The organism is Winogradskyella wandonensis, assembly GCF_004346845.1.
GTDB lineage: Bacteria > Bacteroidota > Bacteroidia > Flavobacteriales > Flavobacteriaceae > Winogradskyella > Winogradskyella wandonensis.
In genome coordinates this window covers 208,216-229,791 of sequence record NZ_SMGI01000003.1, presented here as the reverse complement: position 1 = coordinate 229,791, position 21,576 = coordinate 208,216, and the positions used below count along the sequence as shown (strand labels likewise).

General features: G+C 36.2%; 15 protein-coding genes, 5 tRNA genes and 1 pseudogene. 20 read left to right on the top strand and 1 reads right to left on the bottom strand.

Features of this window, described 5'->3' with window-relative positions:
* The first annotated feature begins 19 nt into the window (after positions 1-19).
* The 18 genes from rpsU to DFQ05_RS10250 all read left to right on the top strand — a co-directional run bounded on the left by rpsU (position 20) and on the right by DFQ05_RS10250 (position 15,551).
* Positions 20-214, top strand: a complete 195-nt coding sequence (gene rpsU / locus DFQ05_RS10335; RefSeq protein WP_132705325.1) for a 30S ribosomal protein S21 — start codon at positions 20-22, stop codon at positions 212-214.
* A 111-nt stretch (positions 215-325) separates the two neighbouring features.
* Complete coding sequence (locus DFQ05_RS10330; RefSeq protein ID WP_132705324.1) at positions 326-1,216, top strand: tyrosine-type recombinase/integrase; 891 nt, start codon at positions 326-328, stop codon at positions 1,214-1,216.
* A 20-nt stretch (positions 1,217-1,236) separates the two neighbouring features.
* The gene (gene hpf, locus DFQ05_RS10325) at positions 1,237-1,539 is read left to right on the top strand and encodes a ribosome hibernation-promoting factor, HPF/YfiA family (RefSeq protein WP_132705323.1); all 303 of its coding nucleotides are present in this window, start codon (positions 1,237-1,239) and stop codon (positions 1,537-1,539) included.
* Positions 1,540-1,651: 112 nt separating this feature from the next.
* A tRNA-Thr gene (locus DFQ05_RS10320) sits at positions 1,652-1,725 on the top strand.
* 203 nt (positions 1,726-1,928) lie between these two features.
* Positions 1,929-2,011, top strand: a tRNA-Tyr gene (locus tag DFQ05_RS10315).
* A 49-nt stretch (positions 2,012-2,060) separates the two neighbouring features.
* Positions 2,061-2,133: transfer RNA gene (locus DFQ05_RS10310), tRNA-Gly, on the top strand.
* Positions 2,134-2,203: 70 nt separating this feature from the next.
* Positions 2,204-2,275: transfer RNA gene (locus DFQ05_RS10305), tRNA-Thr, on the top strand.
* Between the two features lie 56 nt (positions 2,276-2,331).
* Positions 2,332-3,519, top strand: coding sequence for an elongation factor Tu (tuf, locus tag DFQ05_RS10300; protein WP_132705322.1), 1,188 nt, complete (start codon positions 2,332-2,334; stop codon positions 3,517-3,519).
* A gap of 60 nt (positions 3,520-3,579) precedes the next feature.
* Positions 3,580-3,652 (top strand) — tRNA-Trp (locus DFQ05_RS10295).
* 86 nt (positions 3,653-3,738) lie between these two features.
* Positions 3,739-3,933: a preprotein translocase subunit SecE gene (gene secE, locus DFQ05_RS10290; protein ID WP_132705321.1), complete on the top strand. Its 195-nt coding sequence runs from the start codon at positions 3,739-3,741 to the stop codon at positions 3,931-3,933.
* Positions 3,934-3,948: 15 nt separating this feature from the next.
* Positions 3,949-4,506, top strand: coding sequence for a transcription termination/antitermination protein NusG (gene nusG, locus DFQ05_RS10285; protein ID WP_132705320.1), 558 nt, complete (start codon positions 3,949-3,951; stop codon positions 4,504-4,506).
* Positions 4,507-4,576: 70 nt separating this feature from the next.
* On the top strand, positions 4,577-5,017 hold the full coding sequence (rplK, locus tag DFQ05_RS10280; RefSeq protein ID WP_073081885.1) for a 50S ribosomal protein L11: 441 nt from the start codon (positions 4,577-4,579) through the stop codon (positions 5,015-5,017).
* Between the two features lie 10 nt (positions 5,018-5,027).
* On the top strand, positions 5,028-5,717 hold the full coding sequence (gene rplA / locus DFQ05_RS10275; RefSeq protein WP_132705319.1) for a 50S ribosomal protein L1: 690 nt from the start codon (positions 5,028-5,030) through the stop codon (positions 5,715-5,717).
* A gap of 19 nt (positions 5,718-5,736) precedes the next feature.
* On the top strand, positions 5,737-6,258 hold the full coding sequence (rplJ, locus tag DFQ05_RS10270; protein ID WP_132705318.1) for a 50S ribosomal protein L10: 522 nt from the start codon (positions 5,737-5,739) through the stop codon (positions 6,256-6,258).
* Positions 6,259-6,315: 57 nt separating this feature from the next.
* Positions 6,316-6,693, top strand: coding sequence for a 50S ribosomal protein L7/L12 (rplL, locus tag DFQ05_RS10265; protein WP_073081876.1), 378 nt, complete (start codon positions 6,316-6,318; stop codon positions 6,691-6,693).
* Positions 6,694-6,827: 134 nt separating this feature from the next.
* Positions 6,828-10,640, top strand: a complete 3,813-nt coding sequence (gene rpoB, locus DFQ05_RS10260; RefSeq protein ID WP_132705317.1) for a DNA-directed RNA polymerase subunit beta — start codon at positions 6,828-6,830, stop codon at positions 10,638-10,640.
* 72 nt (positions 10,641-10,712) lie between these two features.
* Positions 10,713-15,014, top strand: a complete 4,302-nt coding sequence (rpoC, locus tag DFQ05_RS10255) for a DNA-directed RNA polymerase subunit beta' (protein ID WP_132705316.1) — start codon at positions 10,713-10,715, stop codon at positions 15,012-15,014.
* 219 nt (positions 15,015-15,233) lie between these two features.
* Positions 15,234-15,551, top strand: coding sequence for a DUF3467 domain-containing protein (locus DFQ05_RS10250; protein ID WP_132705315.1), 318 nt, complete (start codon positions 15,234-15,236; stop codon positions 15,549-15,551).
* 240 nt (positions 15,552-15,791) lie between these two features.
* Here the strand turns inward: DFQ05_RS10250 and DFQ05_RS10245 are convergent, their stop codons facing one another.
* Complete coding sequence (locus DFQ05_RS10245) at positions 15,792-17,381, bottom strand: peptide chain release factor 3 (RefSeq protein ID WP_132705314.1); 1,590 nt, start codon at positions 17,379-17,381, stop codon at positions 15,792-15,794.
* A gap of 478 nt (positions 17,382-17,859) precedes the next feature.
* Here DFQ05_RS10245 and DFQ05_RS10240 point away from each other — a divergent pair, with 478 nt between their 5' ends.
* Positions 17,860-18,567: a hypothetical protein gene (locus DFQ05_RS10240; protein WP_132705313.1), complete on the top strand. Its 708-nt coding sequence runs from the start codon at positions 17,860-17,862 to the stop codon at positions 18,565-18,567.
* A gap of 81 nt (positions 18,568-18,648) precedes the next feature.
* Positions 18,649-21,576, top strand: a pseudogene (locus DFQ05_RS13615) (hypothetical protein); the annotation flags it as partial.

Below are 21,576 nucleotides of genomic sequence, written 5' to 3'. Positions count from 1 at the left end.
AGAGAGGAGGTTAAGACCTATGTTAAAAATAGAAGTAAATTCTGGCGAAAATATAGATAGAGCTTTAAAGCGTTACAAAAACAAGTTTAATAGAACAGGTATAAAACGTGATTTACAGTCACGGAGACAATATACAAAACCTTCAGAGCTTAAAAGAACGCAATTGCAAAAGGCAGAATATATTCAAAGTTTAAAAGACGCAGAGCAGTTCTAAATAAGTCAAGAAAATAAATAAAAATCCCACTGATAATTCATTGGGATTTTTTTTAATCAAAGTTTTTAAGTGATAAAAAATCTTTACATTTAAGTCAACAGATTATTCTAAATGTCTCTAGCACGGTTTTCAGATTATTTATTGCTCGAAAAGAACTATTCGAAACACACTGTCACGGCCTACATAAAAGATATACAGCAATATCAAGCATATTTGAATGAAAAATATGCAGGAGAAGAAATCATAAATTCTAGTTATAATCTAATAAGGCAATGGATTGTGGCATTAGTCAATAACAAATTATCTAACCGAAGCATTAACAGAAAGATATCATCCCTTAATACATATTATAAATTTTTAATCAAAGTAGGTGATTTAAAGGTCAATCCATTAAAAACGCATAGAGCTTTAAAAACCGAAAAGAAAATTCAAGTCCCATTCTCAGAGAAAGAATTTGAATATGTAATCGAAAATTTAAATAAGGTTGATGATTTTGAAGGAGTAAGAGACAAATTAATCGTCGAACTATTTTATGCAACAGGGATAAGGCGTATAGAATTAATAAATATTAAGCTGATAGATATTGATGTAAGTAATCGTGCGTTAAAGGTTTTAGGGAAACGTAACAAAGAGCGCTTTATTCCTTTAATTGGTTCGGTATTAAAAACATTAGATGTTTACCTTCAGTTTAGAGAGGAGCTACCAATAACAGAAGATTCAAAATATCTTTTTCTTACTAAAAAAGGTCTTAAAGTCTACGAGACGCTTGTTTATAGAATAATAAATAAGTATTTTAGTAAAGCGTCTTCAAAAACAAAATGTAGCCCTCATGTTATAAGACACTCATTTGCTACACATCTGCTTAATGAAGGTGCGGATATAAATTCGGTAAAAGAATTATTAGGACATTCGAGCTTGGCTGCGACGCAAATTTATACGCATAGTAGTATTGCAGAATTAAAGAAAGTTCACGCTAAAGCTCATCCGAGAAATATCGATTAATTTTTAAAATCAGTTAGCTTATGGATGTAAACACCCAATCAATCAATTTTGTGGCCGATATTAAATTGAAAAATTTTATAGAGAAACGCTTAGAGAAATTAAATCTCTTTTACGACAAAATTATACAAACTGATGTCTATCTTAAGGTAGAAAATACCAGTGAAAAGGAGAATAAAGTATTTGAAGCTAAGTTAAAAGTACCAGGCGACACATTTGTAGTTAAGAAACAAGGAAAGTCTTTCGAAGAGGCTGCGGATTTGGCTGCTGCTTCGCTAGAACGTCAATTAAAGAAACGCAAAGAAAAGTTGCGCTCTCATTCCTAACAAAATTTTTTCAAAAATGTTTTGAAAAAAAAAATAAAGCATTACATTTGCAGTCCGTTAGAAATAGCGGGCTTTTTTTATGGGTAAAATTGCCTTTAAAAAAGCAAGAAAAGCCGATGTAGCTCAGCTGGCTAGAGCAGCTGATTTGTAATCAGCAGGTCGTGGGTTCGAGTCCCTCCATCGGCTCTTTGATTTGAAATTTTGAGTTTTTGTTGAAAAAGAATCTTTTTATTAAAAAATAAAAGTTTCTGGGACGAGAAGTTTATGCTGAGCATGGTCGAAGTAAGTCCCTCCATTGGCTCTTATTTTTCGAAAGAAAAAATTGTTCTTTAAAAGAATGAATAATCAATAAAAAGCTGTATTTTTGCAGCCTTAAAAATTGATGATTTGGGGAGATACTCAAGCGGCCAACGAGGACAGACTGTAACTCTGTTGTTTTTTAACTTCGCAGGTTCGAATCCTGCTCTCCCCACAATTTTTAAAAATATTGATAATTAATTAATAGGCTTAATTAATTAAAAGCGGGAGTAGCTCAGTTGGTAGAGCGTCAGCCTTCCAAGCTGAATGTCGCCGGTTCGAACCCGGTCTCCCGCTCAAGAAAAGTATTTCTGTTTTACAGAAATACTACCTTGTTTTATAAAGGGTAATAAAGAGAAATCTTTACGCCGGTGTAGCTCAGGGGTAGAGCGTTTCCTTGGTAAGGAAGAGGTCACGAGTTCAAATCTCGTCATTGGCTCTTTTTGTGTATATAAAATTGAACACTAATATAAATTAAGATTAAATAAATTAAACATGGCAAAGGCAACTTTCGATCGTTCAAAACCACACCTTAATATAGGTACTATTGGACACGTAGATCACGGTAAAACAACTTTAACTGCTGCTATTACTAAAGTATTAGCTGATGCAGGTTTATCTGAAGCAAAAGACTTCGATCAAATTGATAACGCTCCTGAAGAAAAAGAGAGAGGTATCACAATTAATACATCTCACGTAGAGTACGCAACTGCGAACCGTCACTACGCTCACGTTGACTGTCCAGGTCACGCCGATTACGTAAAGAACATGGTAACTGGTGCTGCTCAGATGGATGGTGCTATCTTGGTTGTTGCTGCAACAGATGGTCCAATGCCACAAACTCGTGAGCACATCCTTTTAGGACGTCAGGTAGGTATTCCTCGTATCGTTGTATTCATGAACAAAGTGGATATGGTAGATGACGAAGAGTTATTAGAATTAGTAGAAATGGAAATCAGAGATTTATTATCATTCTATGAGTACGATGGTGATAATGGTCCTGTAATTGCTGGTTCTGCTTTAGGTGCACTTAACGGTGAACAAAAGTGGGTTGATACAGTAATGGAGTTGATGGAAGCTGTAGATAACTGGATTGAAGAGCCTGTTCGTGATATGGATAAGCCTTTCTTAATGCCTATCGAAGACGTATTCTCTATTACAGGTCGTGGTACTGTTGCAACTGGTCGTATCGAAACTGGTGTGGCTAACACAGGTGACCCAGTAGAGATTATCGGTATGGGTGCTGAGAAGTTAACTTCTACTATTACAGGTATCGAAATGTTCCGTCAAATCTTAGATAGAGGTGAAGCTGGTGATAACGCTGGTATCTTATTAAGAGGTATTGAGAAAACTCAAATCTCTAGAGGTATGGTTATCGTTAAGCCTGGTTCTGTAACTCCGCACCAGAAGTTTAAAGCTGAGGTATATATTCTTAAGAAAGAAGAAGGTGGTCGTCACACACCATTCCATAATAACTACCGTCCACAGTTTTACGTACGTACAACTGACGTAACAGGAAATATTGCGCTTCCTGATGGTGTTGAAATGGTAATGCCTGGTGATAACTTAACAATTACTGTTGATTTAATTCAGCCAATTGCAATGAACGTAGGTTTACGTTTCGCTATCCGTGAAGGTGGACGTACTGTTGGAGCTGGTCAGGTAACTGAGATTTTAGACTAACACTAAGCTAAATAAACAATTAAGGTGTCCCGTTTTTTCGGGATACCTTGATTTATGTTTACGGGTTTAGCTCAGTTGGTAGAGCACTGGTCTCCAAAACCAGGTGTCGGGAGTTCGAGTCTCTCAACCCGTGCAATAATGAAAAAAAATAGCTAATAAGATTTATAGCTTATTCAGCTTGTACGGATTTAGTTTTCTGTACTTAAAAAAATATAACAAATGGCAGGATTAATAACATACGTTAAAGAATCGTTCGAAGAGCTTAAGAATAATGTAACATGGACACCTTGGTCAGAGGCGCAAAGGTTAACTGTTGTAGTAGCGGTTTTTTCCATTTTATTTTCGTTAGCTATTTGGGGAATTGACACAGTTTTTAGTAGAGTTATTAAGGCATATTTTGGCCTAATTAATTAATACAACACATCATCTATGTCTGAAAAAAGCGGAAATAAAAAATGGTATGTTGTTAGAGCCGTAAGTGGTCAAGAAAACAAAATTAAAACCTACATCGAAAACGAAATTTCGCGTTTAGGGTTAGGTGATTACGTGGATCAAGTTTTAGTACCTACTGAAAAAGTAATTCAAATTCGCAATGGTAAGAAGATAAATAAGGAACGTGTTTATTTTCCTGGCTACATAATGATACAAGCTAATCTTAGTGGAGAAGTACCTCACATAATTAAGTCAATAACAAATGTTATTGGGTTTTTAGGAGAAACTAAAGGAGGAGATCCTGTTCCATTAAGACAGTCAGAGGTTAATCGTATGTTAGGTAAAGTAGATGAGTTATCGCTCGAGGCGGATGCAAATGTTGCTATACCATTTACAATTGGTGAGACTGTAAAAGTTATCGATGGACCTTTCAATGGTTTTGATGGTACTATTGAAAAGATAAATGAAGAAAAGCGTAAGCTTGAAGTAATGGTAAAGATTTTTGGAAGAAAAACACCATTAGAGCTAAGCTATATGCAAGTAGAAAAAGTATAATAATTGTTACATTATATATCGCACGAGATTTAGGCTTCCAATTTAAATTTAGTGCACAATTTTAATTAAAATGGCAAAAGAACTAGACAAAGTAGTTAAATTACAAGTTCGGGGAGGTGCAGCGAATCCATCGCCACCGGTTGGACCCGCTTTAGGTGCCGCTGGAGTTAATATCATGGAGTTCTGTAAGCAGTTTAATGCAAGAACTCAAGATAAACCAGGTAAAGTTTTACCTGTGGTAATCTCTGTTTACAAAGACAAATCATTTGAATTTGTAATCAAGACTCCACCAGCAGCAGTACAATTATTAGAAGCGGCCAAAGTAAAGAAAGGATCTGGAGAACCAAACCGACGTAAAGTAGCAAAAGTAACTTGGGATCAAGTGAAAGCAATTGCAGAAGACAAAATGCAAGATTTAAATGCATTTGAGATTGAATCGGCTATGAAAATGGTAGCTGGTACAGCAAGATCGATGGGTATTACAGTTAAAGGAGGAGAAGCTCCGAACTAAAATTTTTGAAATGGCAAGATTAACAAAAAAGCAAAAAGAAGCTAGAGCTAAGGTTGATAAGAACAAGCTTTACTCTATAGAAGAAGCTTCAGCTTTACTTAAAGAAATCACATACACAAAGTTTGATGCTTCAGTAGATTTAGCCGTAAGATTAGGCGTAGATCCGCGTAAGGCAAATCAGATGGTACGAGGTGTAGTTTCATTACCACATGGTACAGGTAAAGATATGAAGGTTCTTGCGTTAGTAACTCCAGATAAAGAAGACGAAGCTAAAGCGGCGGGCGCAGATTATGTTGGATTAGACGAATACTTACAAAAAATAAAAGAAGGTTGGACAGACGTTGACGTTATCGTTACGATGCCAAGCATTATGGGTAAGTTAGGACCGTTAGGTAGAGTGTTAGGACCAAGAGGTCTAATGCCAAACCCTAAAACAGGAACAGTAACTATGGATGTAGCCAAAGCGGTTAGTGAAGTAAAGGCTGGTAAGATAGATTTTAAAGTTGATAAGACTGGTATCGTTCATGCTCCAATTGGTAAAGCATCTTTTAGTGCGGATAAATTGGTAGGTAATGCTAACGAGTTACTTACAACTTTAATTAAATTAAAACCAACTGCTGCAAAAGGTACTTACGTGAAGAGCATTTACATGTCAAGTACAATGAGTCCTAGTATAGCAATTGATACTAAAATAGGATAGTAGTTAAACTTAGAATATTATGACAAGAGAAGAAAAATCCCTAGTAATTGAAGAGTTAACTGCTCAATTAGCCGATAATACTAATATCTATTTAACAGATATATCTGGATTAAATGCAGTTGATACTTCAAACCTACGTCGTGCTTGTTTTAAAGCTAACGTAAGTCTTGCAGTAGTTAAGAATACATTATTAGAAAAAGCCATGGAGGCTTCAGATAAAGATTTTGGAGATTTACCATCGACTTTAAAAGGTAACACTTCGGTAATGTACTCTGAAACTGGTAATGGTCCTGCTAAAGTAATTAAAGCTTTTCGTAAAAAATCAAATAAGCCTTTGTTAAAAGGAGCGTTTATCGAAGAGTCTATTTACATAGGAGACGACCAATTAGATGCCTTAGTAGAAATCAAATCAAGAGAAGAATTACTTGGTGAGATTATTGGATTATTACAATCTCCTGCTAAGAACGTTATTTCAGCACTTAAATCAGGTGGTGGAACAATTGCAGGTATCTTAAAAACATTATCCGAAAAAGAAGGATAAAAACAAGTACGCACTTAAAAATTAAAATAAAAACACACTTATTAAAACGATAGAAAAATGGCAGATTTAAAAGATTTCGCAGAACAATTAGTTAATTTAACTGTAAAAGAGGTTAATGAATTAGCTGATATTTTAAAAGAAGAATATGGTATCGAGCCTGCTGCTGCTGCAGTAGCTGTTGCTGCTGGTGGCGCTGCTGCTGGTGGTGAAGCTGCAGAAGAAAAGTCAGAATTCGATGTAATCCTTAAAGCAGCTGGTGGTTCTAAACTAGCAGTAGTAAAATTAGTTAAGGAATTAACTGGTTTAGGATTAAAAGAAGCTAAAGGCTTAGTTGATGACGCTCCAAGCGCTATCAAAGAAGGCATCGCTAAAGATGAAGCAGAAGCTTTAAAAGCATCTTTAGAAGAAGCTGGTGCAGAGGTTGAGCTTAAGTAAGCCCAACTAATACCTACAATACAAGGTTTAGGTTTATCCCGCAAAAAGTTGCGGGATAATGCCTAGACCATTTTGTGTATATAAATAGTATGTACACTTTATTACATTATTTTTAATCAAAAACGCGTTCATCGATGTTAGCAAAACAAGCTGAAAGATTAAATTTCTCCTCGATTGTAAACCGAACTGAGTATCCGGATTTTCTTGATATTCAGATTAAATCCTTTCAGGATTTTTTCCAATTAGAGACAAAATCTGATCAAAGAGGTAACGAAGGGCTTTACAATACCTTCATGGAGAACTTTCCAATTACCGACACAAGAAACCAATTCGTATTAGAATTCTTGGATTATTTTATAGATCCTCCAAGATATTCAATCGAAGAATGTATAGAAAGAGGACTAACATACAGTGTGCCATTAAAAGCACGTTTAAAATTGTATTGTACAGACCCTGAACACGAGGACTTTGAGACTATTGTTCAAGATGTGTACTTAGGAACAATTCCTTACATGACCCCAAGTGGTACTTTCTGTATTAATGGAGCAGAGCGTGTTGTTGTGTCTCAATTACATAGATCACCTGGTGTATTCTTTAGTCAATCGTTTCATGCTAACGGAACAAAATTATATTCTGCAAGAGTTATACCTTTCAAAGGGTCTTGGATAGAATTTGCTACAGACATTAATAGTGTGATGTATGCTTACATCGACAGAAAGAAAAAGCTTCCTGTTACAACATTGTTTAGAGCTATTGGCTTCGAAAGAGATAAAGATATTTTAGAAATATTTGATCTTGCAGAAGAAGTTAAAGTTTCTAAATCTGGATTAAAGAAAGTTATTGGTCGTAAGCTTGCTGCGCGTGTTCTTAATACATGGCATGAGGATTTTGTTGACGAAGATACTGGAGAAGTAGTATCTATAGAGCGTAACGAAATTGTATTAGATCGTGATACAATTATAGATAAAGATAACATTGAAGAAATCCTTGAAGCTGGAGTGAAGACCATACTTCTTCACAAAGAAAGTGGACAACAAGGAGATTACGCAATCATTCATAATACACTACAAAAAGACCCAACAAATTCTGAAAAAGAAGCTGTTGAGCATATTTATCGTCAACTACGTAATGCTGAGCCGCCAGATGAGGAAACAGCGCGTGGTATAATTGATAAATTATTCTTCTCTGACCAACGTTACTCTTTAGGTGAAGTAGGTCGTTACAGAATGAATAAAAAGTTAGGATTAGATATCGGAATGGATAAGCAAGTACTTACCAAAGTAGATATCATTACCATAATAAAATATTTAATTGAGCTTATCAACTCTAAAGCAGAGATTGATGATATAGATCACTTATCTAACCGTCGTGTGCGTACAGTAGGAGAGCAGTTATCATCTCAGTTTGGTGTTGGTTTAGCACGTATGGCTCGTACTATCCGTGAGCGTATGAACGTTCGTGATAACGAGGTGTTTACGCCTATTGATTTAATTAATGCCAAGACTTTGTCTTCGGTAATTAATTCTTTCTTTGGTACAAACCAGTTGTCTCAGTTTATGGACCAAACAAATCCATTAGCAGAGATTACTCACAAACGTCGTTTATCAGCTCTTGGACCTGGAGGTTTATCAAGAGAGAGAGCAGGTTTCGAGGTTCGTGATGTTCACTATACACACTATGGGCGTTTATGTCCTATTGAAACACCAGAAGGACCGAATATTGGTTTAATTTCTTCTTTATCAGTTTATGCGAAGGTGAATTCTATGGGATTCATCGAAACCCCATACCGTAAAGTTGAAAATGGTGTCGTAGATATCAAAAATGCACCTACTTATTTAAGTGCAGAGGAAGAGGAAGACATGTTGATTGCTCAGGCAACAATCGAGGTTGATGACAAAGGAAAGGTAAGTCACGATAAAGTAATTGCTCGTCAAGAGGGTGATTTCCCAGTAGTGGAGCCGTCACAAATTAATTATACAGACGTTGCGCCTAACCAGATCGCATCGATTTCAGCATCATTAATTCCTTTCTTGGAGCATGACGATGCAAACCGTGCATTGATGGGATCTAACATGATGCGTCAAGCTGTCCCATTATTACGCCCAGAATCGCCAATAGTTGGTACTGGATTAGAGCGTCAAGTTGCTTCAGATTCTAGAGTATTAATCAATGCTGAAGGAGCAGGTGTAGTAGAGTATGTTGATGCAGAAAAAATAGTAATTAAATACGAGCGTACTAAAGAAGAAGCTATGGTAAGCTTTGATAGCGATACCAAAGAATATCCTTTAGTAAAATTCAGAAAAACGAATCAAGGTACATCAATTAACTTAAAGCCTATCGTGAAGAAAGGTGATAAGGTTACCAAAGGCCAAGTACTTTGTGAGGGATATGCAACCCAAAATGGAGAGCTTGCACTTGGTCGTAACATGAAAGTGGCGTTTATGCCATGGAAAGGTTACAACTTTGAGGATGCGATTGTAATTTCTGAGAAAGTTGTTCGTGACGATATATTTACGTCTATTCATATTGATGAATATTCTTTAGAGGTTAGAGATACCAAATTAGGAAATGAAGAATTAACTAATGACATCCCTAACGTTTCTGAAGAAGCTACTAAAGATTTAGACGAAAATGGTATGATTCGCGTCGGTGCTGAAATCAAGCCAGGCGATATCTTAATCGGAAAGATTACACCAAAAGGTGAGTCTGACCCAACTCCAGAAGAAAAACTTTTACGTGCAATCTTCGGTGATAAGGCTGGTGATGTAAAAGACGCCTCTTTAAAAGCCTCACCATCATTAAATGGTGTAGTCATCGACAAGAAGTTATTCGCAAGAGCGATTAAAGACAAGCGTAAAAGAGCGCAAGACAAAGAAGATATCGAAAAGTTAGAGGATGCTTACGATAAGCGTTTCGACGATTTAAAAAATATCTTAGTAGAGAAGTTATTTGCAATAGTTAATGGTAAAACCGCTCAAGGCATATATAATGATTTAGGAGAAGAGATTATTCCTAAAGGAAAGAAGTATACCTTAAAGATGTTAAACGCTGTTGACGATTACACACATTTAACTTCTGGTAAGTGGACAACAGACGATGCAACTAATGAGTTGGTTGCCGACTTAATTCACAACTATAAAATTAAAGAAAACGACCTTCAAGGATCTTTACGTCGTGAGAAGTTTACAATTTCCGTGGGTGACGAATTACCAGCAGGTATTATCAAATTAGCTAAGGTTTACATCGCTAAGAAACGTAAGCTTAAGGTAGGAGATAAGATGGCAGGACGTCACGGAAACAAAGGTATTGTAGCACGTATTGTTCGTCAAGAAGACATGCCATTCTTAGAAGATGGAACTCCAGTAGATATTGTACTAAACCCACTAGGTGTACCATCCCGTATGAACATTGGTCAGATTTACGAGACGGTGTTAGGTTGGGCAGGGCAAAAATTAGGTCGAAAGTATGCAACACCAATTTTTGATGGAGCTACATTAGATCAAATTAATGAGTTCACTGACGAAGCTGGTGTACCACGTTTTGGTCATACATATCTATACGATGGTGGAACTGGTGATCGTTTTGATCAGCCGGCTACTGTAGGTGTGATTTATATGATTAAGCTAGGGCATATGATTGACGATAAGATGCACGCACGTTCTATTGGTCCATACTCATTAATTACACAACAGCCATTAGGTGGTAAAGCACAATTTGGTGGACAGCGTTTTGGTGAGATGGAAGTTTGGGCACTTGAAGCCTATGGCGCATCAAGTACCTTACGTGAAATCTTAACCGTAAAATCAGATGATGTAATTGGTAGAGCAAAAACTTACGAAGCTATCGTTAAAGGTGAGCCAATGCCAGAACCAGGACTACCTGAATCTTTCAACGTATTAATGCATGAATTGAAAGGATTAGGATTAGATATTAGATTAGAAGAGTAAAAATAGTTAACAGTCACAGTATTCAGTTTACAGTTACTGAGTACTGCGACTGCGACTTAAGACTAAAGAAAAATGGCAAGAAAACAAGATAAGAATACAGTACAGAAGTTTAACAAAATTTCTATTGGTTTAGCATCACCTGAGTCTGTTTTAGCAGCATCGCGTGGAGAGGTATTAAAACCAGAAACTATAAATTATCGTACGCATAAACCAGAACGTGACGGTTTGTTTTGCGAGCGTATTTTTGGTCCTGTTAAGGATTTTGAATGTGCTTGTGGTAAATACAAAAGAATACGTTATAAGGGTATCGTCTGTGACCGTTGTGGAGTTGAAGTAACAGAAAAGAAAGTTCGTAGAGATCGCGTTGGTCACATTAACTTAGTTGTGCCAGTTGCACATATCTGGTATTTCCGTTCGTTACCAAATAAAATAGGATATTTATTAGGTTTACCTTCTAAGAAATTGGACATGATTATTTACTACGAACGTTACGTAGTAATTCAGCCAGGTATTGCTATGAATGCTGAAGGCGAACCATTACAAAAAATGGATTTCTTAACCGAAGAAGAATACTTAAATATTCTAGAGACACTTCCACAAGAAAACCAATACTTAGAAGATTCAGACCCTAACAAGTTTATCGCTAAAATGGGTGCAGAGTGTCTAATAGATATTCTTGCACGTATAGATTTGGACGAGCTATCATACGAATTACGTCACAAGGCAAATAACGAGACGTCTAAACAGCGCAAGACTGAGGCATTAAAGCGTCTTCAAGTTGTTGAAGCATTTAGAGATTCTAACTTAAATAGAGAGAATAAGCCAGAATGGATGATTATGAAGGCTATTCCTGTAATTCCACCAGAATTACGTCCGCTTGTTCCTTTAGATGGTGGTCGTTTTGCGACATCAGATTTAAATGACCTTTACCGTCGTGTTATTATTCGTAACAACCGTTTAAAACGTTTGGTAGAGATAAAGGCACCAGAAGTAATTTTACGTAACGAGAAGCGTATGCTTCAAGAGTCAGTAGATTCTTTATTCGATAATACACGTAAGTCTTCTGCAGTTAAAACAGACTCTAACAGACCATTAAAATCATTATCAGATTCGCTTAAAGGTAAGCAAGGTCGCTTCCGTCAAAACTTACTAGGTAAGCGTGTAGATTATTCAGCACGTTCGGTAATTGTTGTTGGACCAGAATTAAAGTTATTTGAGTGTGGTTTACCAAAAAACATGGCGGCTGAATTATATAAGCCTTTTATCATTCGTAAGTTAATCGAAAGAGGTATAGTAAAAACGGTAAAGTCTGCTAAAAAGATTATAGACAGAAAAGAGCCTGTTGTTTGGGATATCTTAGAAAATGTTCTTAAAGGACATCCAGTATTACTAAATCGTGCGCCTACGCTTCACAGATTAGGTATTCAGGCATTTCAGCCAAAACTTATCGAAGGTAAGGCTATTCAGTTACACCCATTAGTGTGTACTGCATTTAATGCCGATTTCGATGGTGATCAAATGGCGGTACATTTACCATTAGGTCCAGAGGCAATTTTAGAAGCGCAATTATTAATGTTAGCTTCTCATAATATCTTAAACCCAGCAAATGGTTCGCCAGTAACAGTACCTTCTCAAGATATGGTACTTGGTCTATATTATATGACTAAGCACAGAAAATCGACTAAAGAAGTACCAGTTAAAGGTGAAGGCTTGACATTTTATTCTCCAGAAGAAGTAACTATTGCTTATAACGAGAAGAAAGTTGATTTGAATGCTGGAATTAAAGTACGTACAAAAGACTTTAATGAAGATGGTGAGTTGACAACTCAAATTATTGAAACTACTGTAGGTAGAGTGCTATTTAATGAAAAAGTACCAGAAGCTGCAGGTTACATAAATGAAGTATTAACTAAGAAATCTTTAAGAGATATTATTCATGGTATCTTAAAAGTAACATCAGTTCCTGAAACTGCTGAATTCTTAGATGAGATTAAGACTTTAGGATATAAATTTGCTTTCCAAGGTGGATTGTCTTTTAGTTTAGGCGATATTATTATTCCTCAAGAAAAACACGGAATGATTGATGCTGCTAACAAACAGGTCGATGGTATTATGGGCAACTATAATATGGGACTTATTACCAATAACGAGCGTTATAACCAAGTTATTGATATCTGGACATCGACAAACGCAGAATTAACCGAGCTGTCTATGAAGCGTATTCGTGAAGATCAGCAAGGATTTAACTCCGTATTCATGATGCTAGATTCTGGTGCTCGTGGATCTAAGGAGCAGATTCGTCAGTTAACAGGTATGCGAGGATTAATGGCAAAGCCTAAAAAATCTAATGCAGGTGGTGGAGAAATTATCGAGAATCCAATTCTTTCTAACTTTAAGGAAGGTCTTTCAATTTTAGAATACTTTATCTCAACGCACGGTGCTCGTAAAGGTCTTGCAGATACCGCTCTTAAGACGGCAGATGCTGGTTACTTAACACGTCGTTTAGTAGATGTTTCACAAGATGTTATTGTTTACGAAGAAGATTGTGGAACACTTAGAGGTATCGAGGTGTCTGCTTTAAAGAAGAACGAAGAAGTTGTAGAGAAATTAGAAGCAAGAATCGTGGGCCGTACATCTGTAAACGATGTATATAACCCATTAACTGAAGAATTGTTAGTTGAGGCAGGTGCACACATTGACGATGCAACAGCTAAGAAAATTGGTGATTCTCCAGTTGAAACTATCGAAGTACGTTCGCCATTAACTTGTGAGGCTAAAAAAGGTATTTGTGTGAAGTGTTACGGCCGTAACCTTGCGACAGGTAAAATGGTTCAGCGAGGAGAAGCTGTTGGTGTTGTAGCTGCTCAGTCTATCGGTGAGCCTGGTACACAGTTAACATTGCGTACATTCCACGTAGGTGGTATTGCTGGTAACATTTCTGAAGAGAATAAGTTAGTTGCTAAGTTCGATGGTATTGCAGAGATTGAAGATCTTAAAACTGTTAAAACTAAAGATAATGAAGGTAATGAGGTAGATGTAGTTATTTCTCGTACCTCAGAATTAAAGTTAACAGACGCTAAAACAGGAATCGTACTTAGTACAAATAATATTCCTTACGGTTCATTTATTTATGTAAAACCAGGTGCTAAACTTAAGAATGGCGATGTTGTTTGTCAGTGGGATCCTTACAATGGTGTAATTATTTCAGAATTTGCTGGTAAAGTAAAGTATGAAAACATCGAGCAAGGTGTAACCTACCAAGTTGAAATTGATGAACAAACAGGTTTCCAAGAAAAAGTAATTTCGGAATCTAGAAACAAGAAGTTAATACCAACATTATTGATTGAAGATAAGAAAGGTGAAACTATCCGTTCTTACAACTTACCAGTTGGTGCTCACATTATGATTGATGACGGTGAGAAAATCGATATCGGTAAAATCTTAGTTAAGATTCCTCGTAAATCTGCCAAGGCCGGTGATATTACAGGTGGTTTACCACGTGTTACAGAGCTTTTCGAAGCACGTAACCCTTCTAATCCAGCTGTTGTAACAGAAATCGACGGAGTTGTTTCATTCGGTAAAATTAAGCGTGGTAATCGCGAGATTATCGTAGAGTCTAAGTTGGGTGAAGTTAAAAAATACCTAGTAAAACTATCTAATCAAATTCTTGTACAAGAAAACGATTATGTAAAAGCGGGTATACCTTTATCTGATGGCTCTGTAACACCAAACGATATCTTAAATATCAAAGGACCTTCTGCGGTACAGCAGTACCTAGTAAACGAAGTACAAGAAGTTTACCGATTACAAGGTGTAAAGATTAACGATAAGCATTTCGAAGTTGTTGTAAGACAAATGATGCGTAAAGTAAGAATTATAGATTCTGGCGACACGATTTTCTTAGAGAACCAGTTAGTCCATAAATCAGATTTTATCGAAGAAAACGATAAGATTTTTGGAATGAAGGTAGTAGAAGACGCTGGAGATTCGGAAACCTTTAAATCAGGGCAGATTGTTACGACGCGTCAGTTAAGAGATGAAAACTCATTGCTAAGAAGAGAAGACAAGCAGTTAGTAACAGCTCGTGATGCGAGCCCAGCTACAGCGACGCCTATCTTACAAGGTATTACTAGAGCATCATTACAGACAAAGTCGTTTATCTCAGCGGCATCTTTCCAAGAGACAACAAAAGTACTTAACGAGGCAGCGGTAAGCGCTAAAGTAGATACTTTAGAGGGTCTTAAAGAAAACGTAATCGTTGGTCATAGAATTCCTGCCGGTACAGGTGTTAGAGATTACGATAACATTATCGTAGGATCTAAATCGGAATTTGATGAAATGATGAAGCAGAAAGAAGAGATGAACTACAACTAGTAGTGACTCTTATCTCGAAGATAATGAGAGTATAATTTAAAGCCTTCTTACTGTTATAGTTTGAAGGCTTTTCCATTATTAAAACTTCAGTTCGAATGTTTTGTTATGTATAAAACAAAATGTATGGAGAACAAGGTTTTTCACGAGTGAGTCGGTATATTTACAAAAGAAATCAAACAATTAGATTTCCGTTTTCACGGAAACTTAAACCAATTAAAAATGGCAGATAATAAGAAGCAACCAAAACAGGGACAAATCAACATAGAATTAGACGAACAAGTAGCTCAAGGTACATACTCTAACTTGGCAATAATTAACCACTCCGTATCTGAGTTCGTTATAGATTTTGTAAATATTATGCCAGGTACGCCAAAGAGTAAAGTAAAATCGCGTATTATTTTAACGCCGCAACATGCTAAGCGTTTGGTAAAAGCACTAAGCGAAAATGTAAAGCGTTTTGAGAACGCTCATGGCACCATTAAAGATTACGAGCAACCTCAAGTCCCAATTAATTTTGGGCCAACAGGTCAAGCGTAAATTTTAGAATATTTACAAGATGTATAGTTAAAAAATATCCATTTTATAACATAATTTTTAAAATAGAAACATATCTGTTTTCTATAGTTATAATATTTAGCTATAAATTTAAACTATTAAAAAAGCATCCTAGAAGTCTTCTAGGATGCTTTTTTATTTTTTGTTCTTGTGATTTACCGTATTTAAATAAAAAATTGCTTAAATCGCTTAAAAATAAGTTTTTGCTAATTTTTAGGACTTTTAATCAAATTCAGAGGTGTAATGAAATTTAATATTAGGATATTTTTGCTCAGTCATTTGTAGGGTAAACATAGAATCTGCTAAAAATACCAATTGTCCACTTTTATCTTTGGCCAGAAAACGCTGTTTTACGCGCTTAAAATCTTTAAATTCTTCGCTTTTTGCATCTTCGGGGTCAACCCAACAAGCCTTATGGACATTAAGGTTTTCGTAAGTACATTTAGCACCATACTCATGTTCTAATCGGTACTGAATTACTTCATACTGCAGGGCACCAACGGTACCAATTACTTTTCGTCCATTAAGCTCTAGAGTAAATAATTGTGCAACACCTTCATCCATAAGTTGGTCTATACCCTTGTACAGTTGTTTTGACTTCATTGGATCAGCATTGTTGATATACCTAAAGTGTTCAGGAGAAAAGCTAGGAATTCCCTTATAATTAAGGATTTCACCTTCAGTTAGCGTATCTCCAATTTTAAAATTACCACTATCTTGTAGTCCAACAATATCTCCAGGATACGACACATCTATAATCTCTTTTTTCTCTGCAAAAAATGCATTAGGACTAGAAAATTTCATCTTTTTGCCATTGCGAACATGTAGATATGGGTTATTACGGTGAAATTCACCTGATACAATTTTAACAAAGGCTAGACGATTACGATGATTAGGATCCATATTTGCATGAATTTTAAATACAAATCCTGAAAAATCCTTTTCTTCTGGCTTAACCAGTCGTTCCTCACTTTGTTTCGGCCTTGGTTTTGGTGCAATTTCCACAAAACAATCAAGTAATTCTCGTACTCCAAAATTATTCAAGGCAGAGCCAAAAAATACAGGTTGTTGTATTCCTTTTAAGTAATCTTCCTTATTAAATTCTGGATAAATACCATTAACTAATTCAATATTATCACGTAAATCATTAGCATGCTTTTCTCCAATTAATTTTTCGAGTTCTGGCGAGTTTAAATCGTTAATTTCTACAGTGTCTTCAATGTCTTTTTTAGGGTCTCCAGTAAAAATATTTACGTTTTTTTCCCACAAATTATATATCCCTTTAAAGTCGTAACCCATACCTATAGGAAAACTTAACGGGCAAACCGTTAGACCAAGTTTTTGCTCAACTTCATCTAGTAAATCAAAAGCATCTTTACCTTCTCTGTCTAATTTATTTATAAAAACAAGCATCGGTATGTTACGCATACGGCAAACTTCTACCAATTTTTCTGTTTGTTCCTCAACACCTTTTGCTACATCAATAACAACAATAACACTATCGACCGCGGTTAAGGTTCTAAAGGTATCTTCAGCAAAATCTTTATGCCCAGGCGTATCTAGTATGTTTATTTTTATACCATTATATTCAAAAGCTAAAACAGACGTAGCAACAGAAATACCACGCTGGCGCTCTATCTCCATAAAGTCACTAGTAGCGCCTTTTTTTATTTTATTGCTTTTTACAGCACCAGCTTCTTGTATGGCTCCGCCAAATAAAAGTAATTTTTCTGTCAGCGTTGTTTTACCAGCGTCTGGATGGGAAATAATCCCAAATGTTCGGCGTCTTTGTATTTCTGATAAGAAACTCATTTAGTCTAAAATTTGCAGAGCACAAAAATATTGTTTTAACTGTAAACTGATACATTTTTTTAGTTTATCCTTTAAACAAAACTTCCTATGACGTAATATCATTAAAAGATAAGGCTTTATTGTAAGTAATTGTGTATTGTATTTAAACGACAATATGTGAGTTTTGTCGATTAAAAAAAGAATAGAATAATTCCTACAACAATATACAATTAATTTTTGCTAAATTTCTGATGTTAAAATATGTTAATTTGAAGTGACGTCCTTATGACATATTTTGTTTAACAAAAAGCTATTAATATTTAATCATTACACCAGCTTTAGCAGGATTGTATGGTTCTTTTTAGAATTTTATAATGATTTCTTTATCATTACACGCTTTCTCAAATACTGTATTCACTGACTTTTCCTTCGGTCAGAACAGTTTTGAATGTAAATTACTATGCCAACATCATTTTAAGAAAAATAACCAATAATAATTATGGGAAAAACTACCATTCCTTCCGTATTGAAAACAAATTTCAGTAATTTTATTACAGACTTACTTGGTTTTAAACAGTATTACCTAGCGACGCTATTAATTGTTTTAATGGCGTTTGTTAGTTTTGGACAGACAATAACAGCATCACAACTCGGTGCAGGAACGAGTTCACCTGCAGTTTTTAATTCCGCTGATGCCCCAGATGATAATGTTGAGGTGGTGTTAACCTCGGCCAATGGACAAGGAACGGATGCTTTAGGTGTTGGCTATCGCCTCGGTCATAACGGACCTGCTTCAGGAGTGGTAAATGGTGATGTTAATTACACAATCTCATTCGTAGACGCAACTTCTGGTTTTCCTGTAAGTGTTTCTGAAGTAATTTTAGATTTCGGATTTTTTAATAATAATGATGTCTCTTCTTTTGATAGAGGTTTAGAGGGTATAAATAATATTTCTGTTAATTCTGGAACAATAAGTTTAACATATGTAAATGAAGGTCCAGAAGGTGTAAATGATCAACATTTCACAAAATTAACCACATCCGTAGAGAGTCCAGCTTCTGGATCTTTTACTGCTGCGACTATTCCTGTAGGAACAATCTATGCGCCAAATGATAATTCTTTCAATGCAGATGCAGGCGGACAACTAACTATTTCTAGCACTTCGCCTTTTTCTCAAATAACATTTACTTACGATGATATTGCATAAGATACAACAAATGGCTCGACAGATCCATTCGGTATAGTACTAGAGGGACTTTCTTATACCGTATTTGTACCTGATTCTGATATGGATGGTGTTCCTGATGCAACAGATTTAGACAATGATAACGACGGTATTTTAGATAATCAAGAAGGATGTAATAATAATACAAATATTGCCGGTACAATTGGTGTTAGTGGAACTGGTTTTCCTGTTAATGATGGCGATGAGTTTCCTTTAAATGGAACTAATGTAAGATATAATATCACTTCCGTTTCAGGAACAGGACAGATTTATGGTTATACAGCAGGCTCAAATGGAAGTGCAATAAGGTTGCAAAGGACTGGTGGTGGTGGTAATTTCGAAGGTACTTTAATTACAACATTTACAAATCCAGTCGGAAAATTAAGTTTTAAAATCACTGATTTTGATGAAAATGAGAATTATGAAATAAATGTTTATGACGAAAATAATGTGCTTTATGATTTGACGGTCGAAGGTATCTCAAGTGTTGGTAGTCGAATTATTCAAACTGGAAATGAATTTCAAGAAAATTTATCAATTAATGGAAATGTTGATGGAAATAATCCGTCTAGTGATCCAGTAGGTTCGATTGTTTTCTTTTTTCCTGATAAAGTAAGCCGAATTGAAATAAGATACAGGCATATAGCAGCATCATCGATAAGGTACATTCAGCCAACTTTTTGTTCCATAGATACTGATGGTGACGGAATCTTCGATTACTTGGACTCAGACAGTGATAATGATGGATGTAACGATGTAGTAGAATCTGGTGGAAGTGATTCAGATAATGATGGTATCTTAGGAGAAGCGCCTTATAGTTATAATACAGATGGTCAGGTCACAGGAACCAATGCAACGGGTGGTTACAATGGCACTACAGGAAATGAAACATTAGCTACTCAGGTAACTATTGCACCTTCAGAGCCTGGTAATCAAACTGTGGTAGAAGGAGATACAGCTACGTTTACTGTCACAACATCAGCAGATAATGCAACGAGCTATTCATCAGGTACACCAATATATGGTACGCCAGGTAATGCAGACTCCGGTCTTAATTACCAATGGTATATAGGTAGCATAGCACCAGGAAATGCACTAAGTGACGATGCCGTTTATACTGGTACAGATACGCAGTCCTTAGATATTATAACCTCTGCTGCATTAGATGGTACAACCTATATTTTAGAAATAACTCACGATGCAAATGTTTGTATCAATGAGGTTAGATCTGGTATTTTAACAGTAACAGGACCGCCAGACCCTTGCACGGATGGGGCAATTCCTGGAACTGTAACAGCAAACGACCCAGATGCAGATGGTATAAATAATGTTTGCGATTTAGATGATGATAATGATGGCATCACAGACATCGATGAAGGACAAGTCTTTGCGTGTCCTGTCTTCGACGATACAGGAGTATTTCCTGAATATGATTTTATAGCCGCCAATGCAACTGTAAATAATAATGGAGCTTTAGGCGGAACAATGTTATTTGAGGATATTGGTTCTACACCAGATGGTACCTTAATAGATATGATTATAACTTCTGTTAATGCTACAGGATATTCATTTAATCCTCCCGGAAATGCTGATTGTTCTGGTGATAATGGTTTCGCCATAAATGATGCCGATCCAAATGATATCTTTTCTTTTGAATTTTTTGAAGCGAATACATCAAATCCAGTGACCATAAATTTTGGGTTGAACATGGATGACTTTGATTTGAACGAAGGTGTTATATTAGAACAATCTTTATTAATAGGATACGCTTTTCAGCAAGGCAGTCCATCAATAACTGATAATGGAAATGGAACTACAACGTTTGTAAGTAATAACAATTCTCAAGATTTATTTACTTGGTATTATGGTCAAGTCTCCAGCTTTAACTTAACATTTGCAGGATCTTTAAGTTCTAGAGATTATTGTTTTGCTACTGCACCACCAGTAGGTGGCTATCCTGCAACTACTTGTATGCAAATACAACCTAATCCTATCGACACTGACGGTGATGGTATTTTTGACTATTTTGATTTAGATTCAGACGGAGACGGCTGTTCAGATGCAAACGAAGCCTATAATGATGCTAATGCCGATGGAGGTGATGGTGGTGTTTTTAATCCAGGAAACACTAATGCAGAGCCATTAACAATAGCTAATGGCGGAATTAATGCAGATGGTACTGTGGCAGATGCAGCTGCAACTTACCCTGGTAATGCTCCTGCGGTTACCGATGATACGGATGCATTGGCTTGTGTAGTGCCAACGATTACAGCAAACAATGATGATTTTAGTGCATCACCAATAGATGCAACAGCAGGCGGAACAACAGCAACAGTTTTCACAAATGATGATGCAGATGGCACAACACCTGCAACGGACGCCTTAATAGATGATAGCACCATAACGATTTCTAACAATGGTGGTTTGACAGGTGTTTCAATTAACACCGATGGAACAATTGATATTCCAGCAGGTTCAACACCAGGTTCATATACAGTTGAGTATACGATTTGTTTAGAAGCAGACAGTAGTATTTGTGACACGGCAGAAGTATCAATAGTCGTTGCTGCTACACCAACGATTACAGCAAACAATGATGATTTTAGTGCATCACCAATAGATGCAACAGCAGGCGGAACAACAGCAACAGTTTTCACAAATGATGATGCAGATGGCACAACACCTGCAACGGACGCCTTAATAGATGATGGCACCATAACGATTTCTAATAATGGTGGTTTGACAGGTGTTTCAATTAACACCGATGGAACAATTGATATTCCACCAGGAACTCCAGCAGGTACATATAATGTAACCTATCAGATTTGCTTAAATGCTCCTAATCAAAGAATTTGTGATACCGCAGTAGCTACTATACTTATCGAGTTACCTATTCCACCAGTAGCTCAGGATGATGCTAGTTTAGCAAACACCCCAGGAGCTACTGTATCAGTAGATGTTATAGCAGATAATGGCAATGGCGTAGATGCG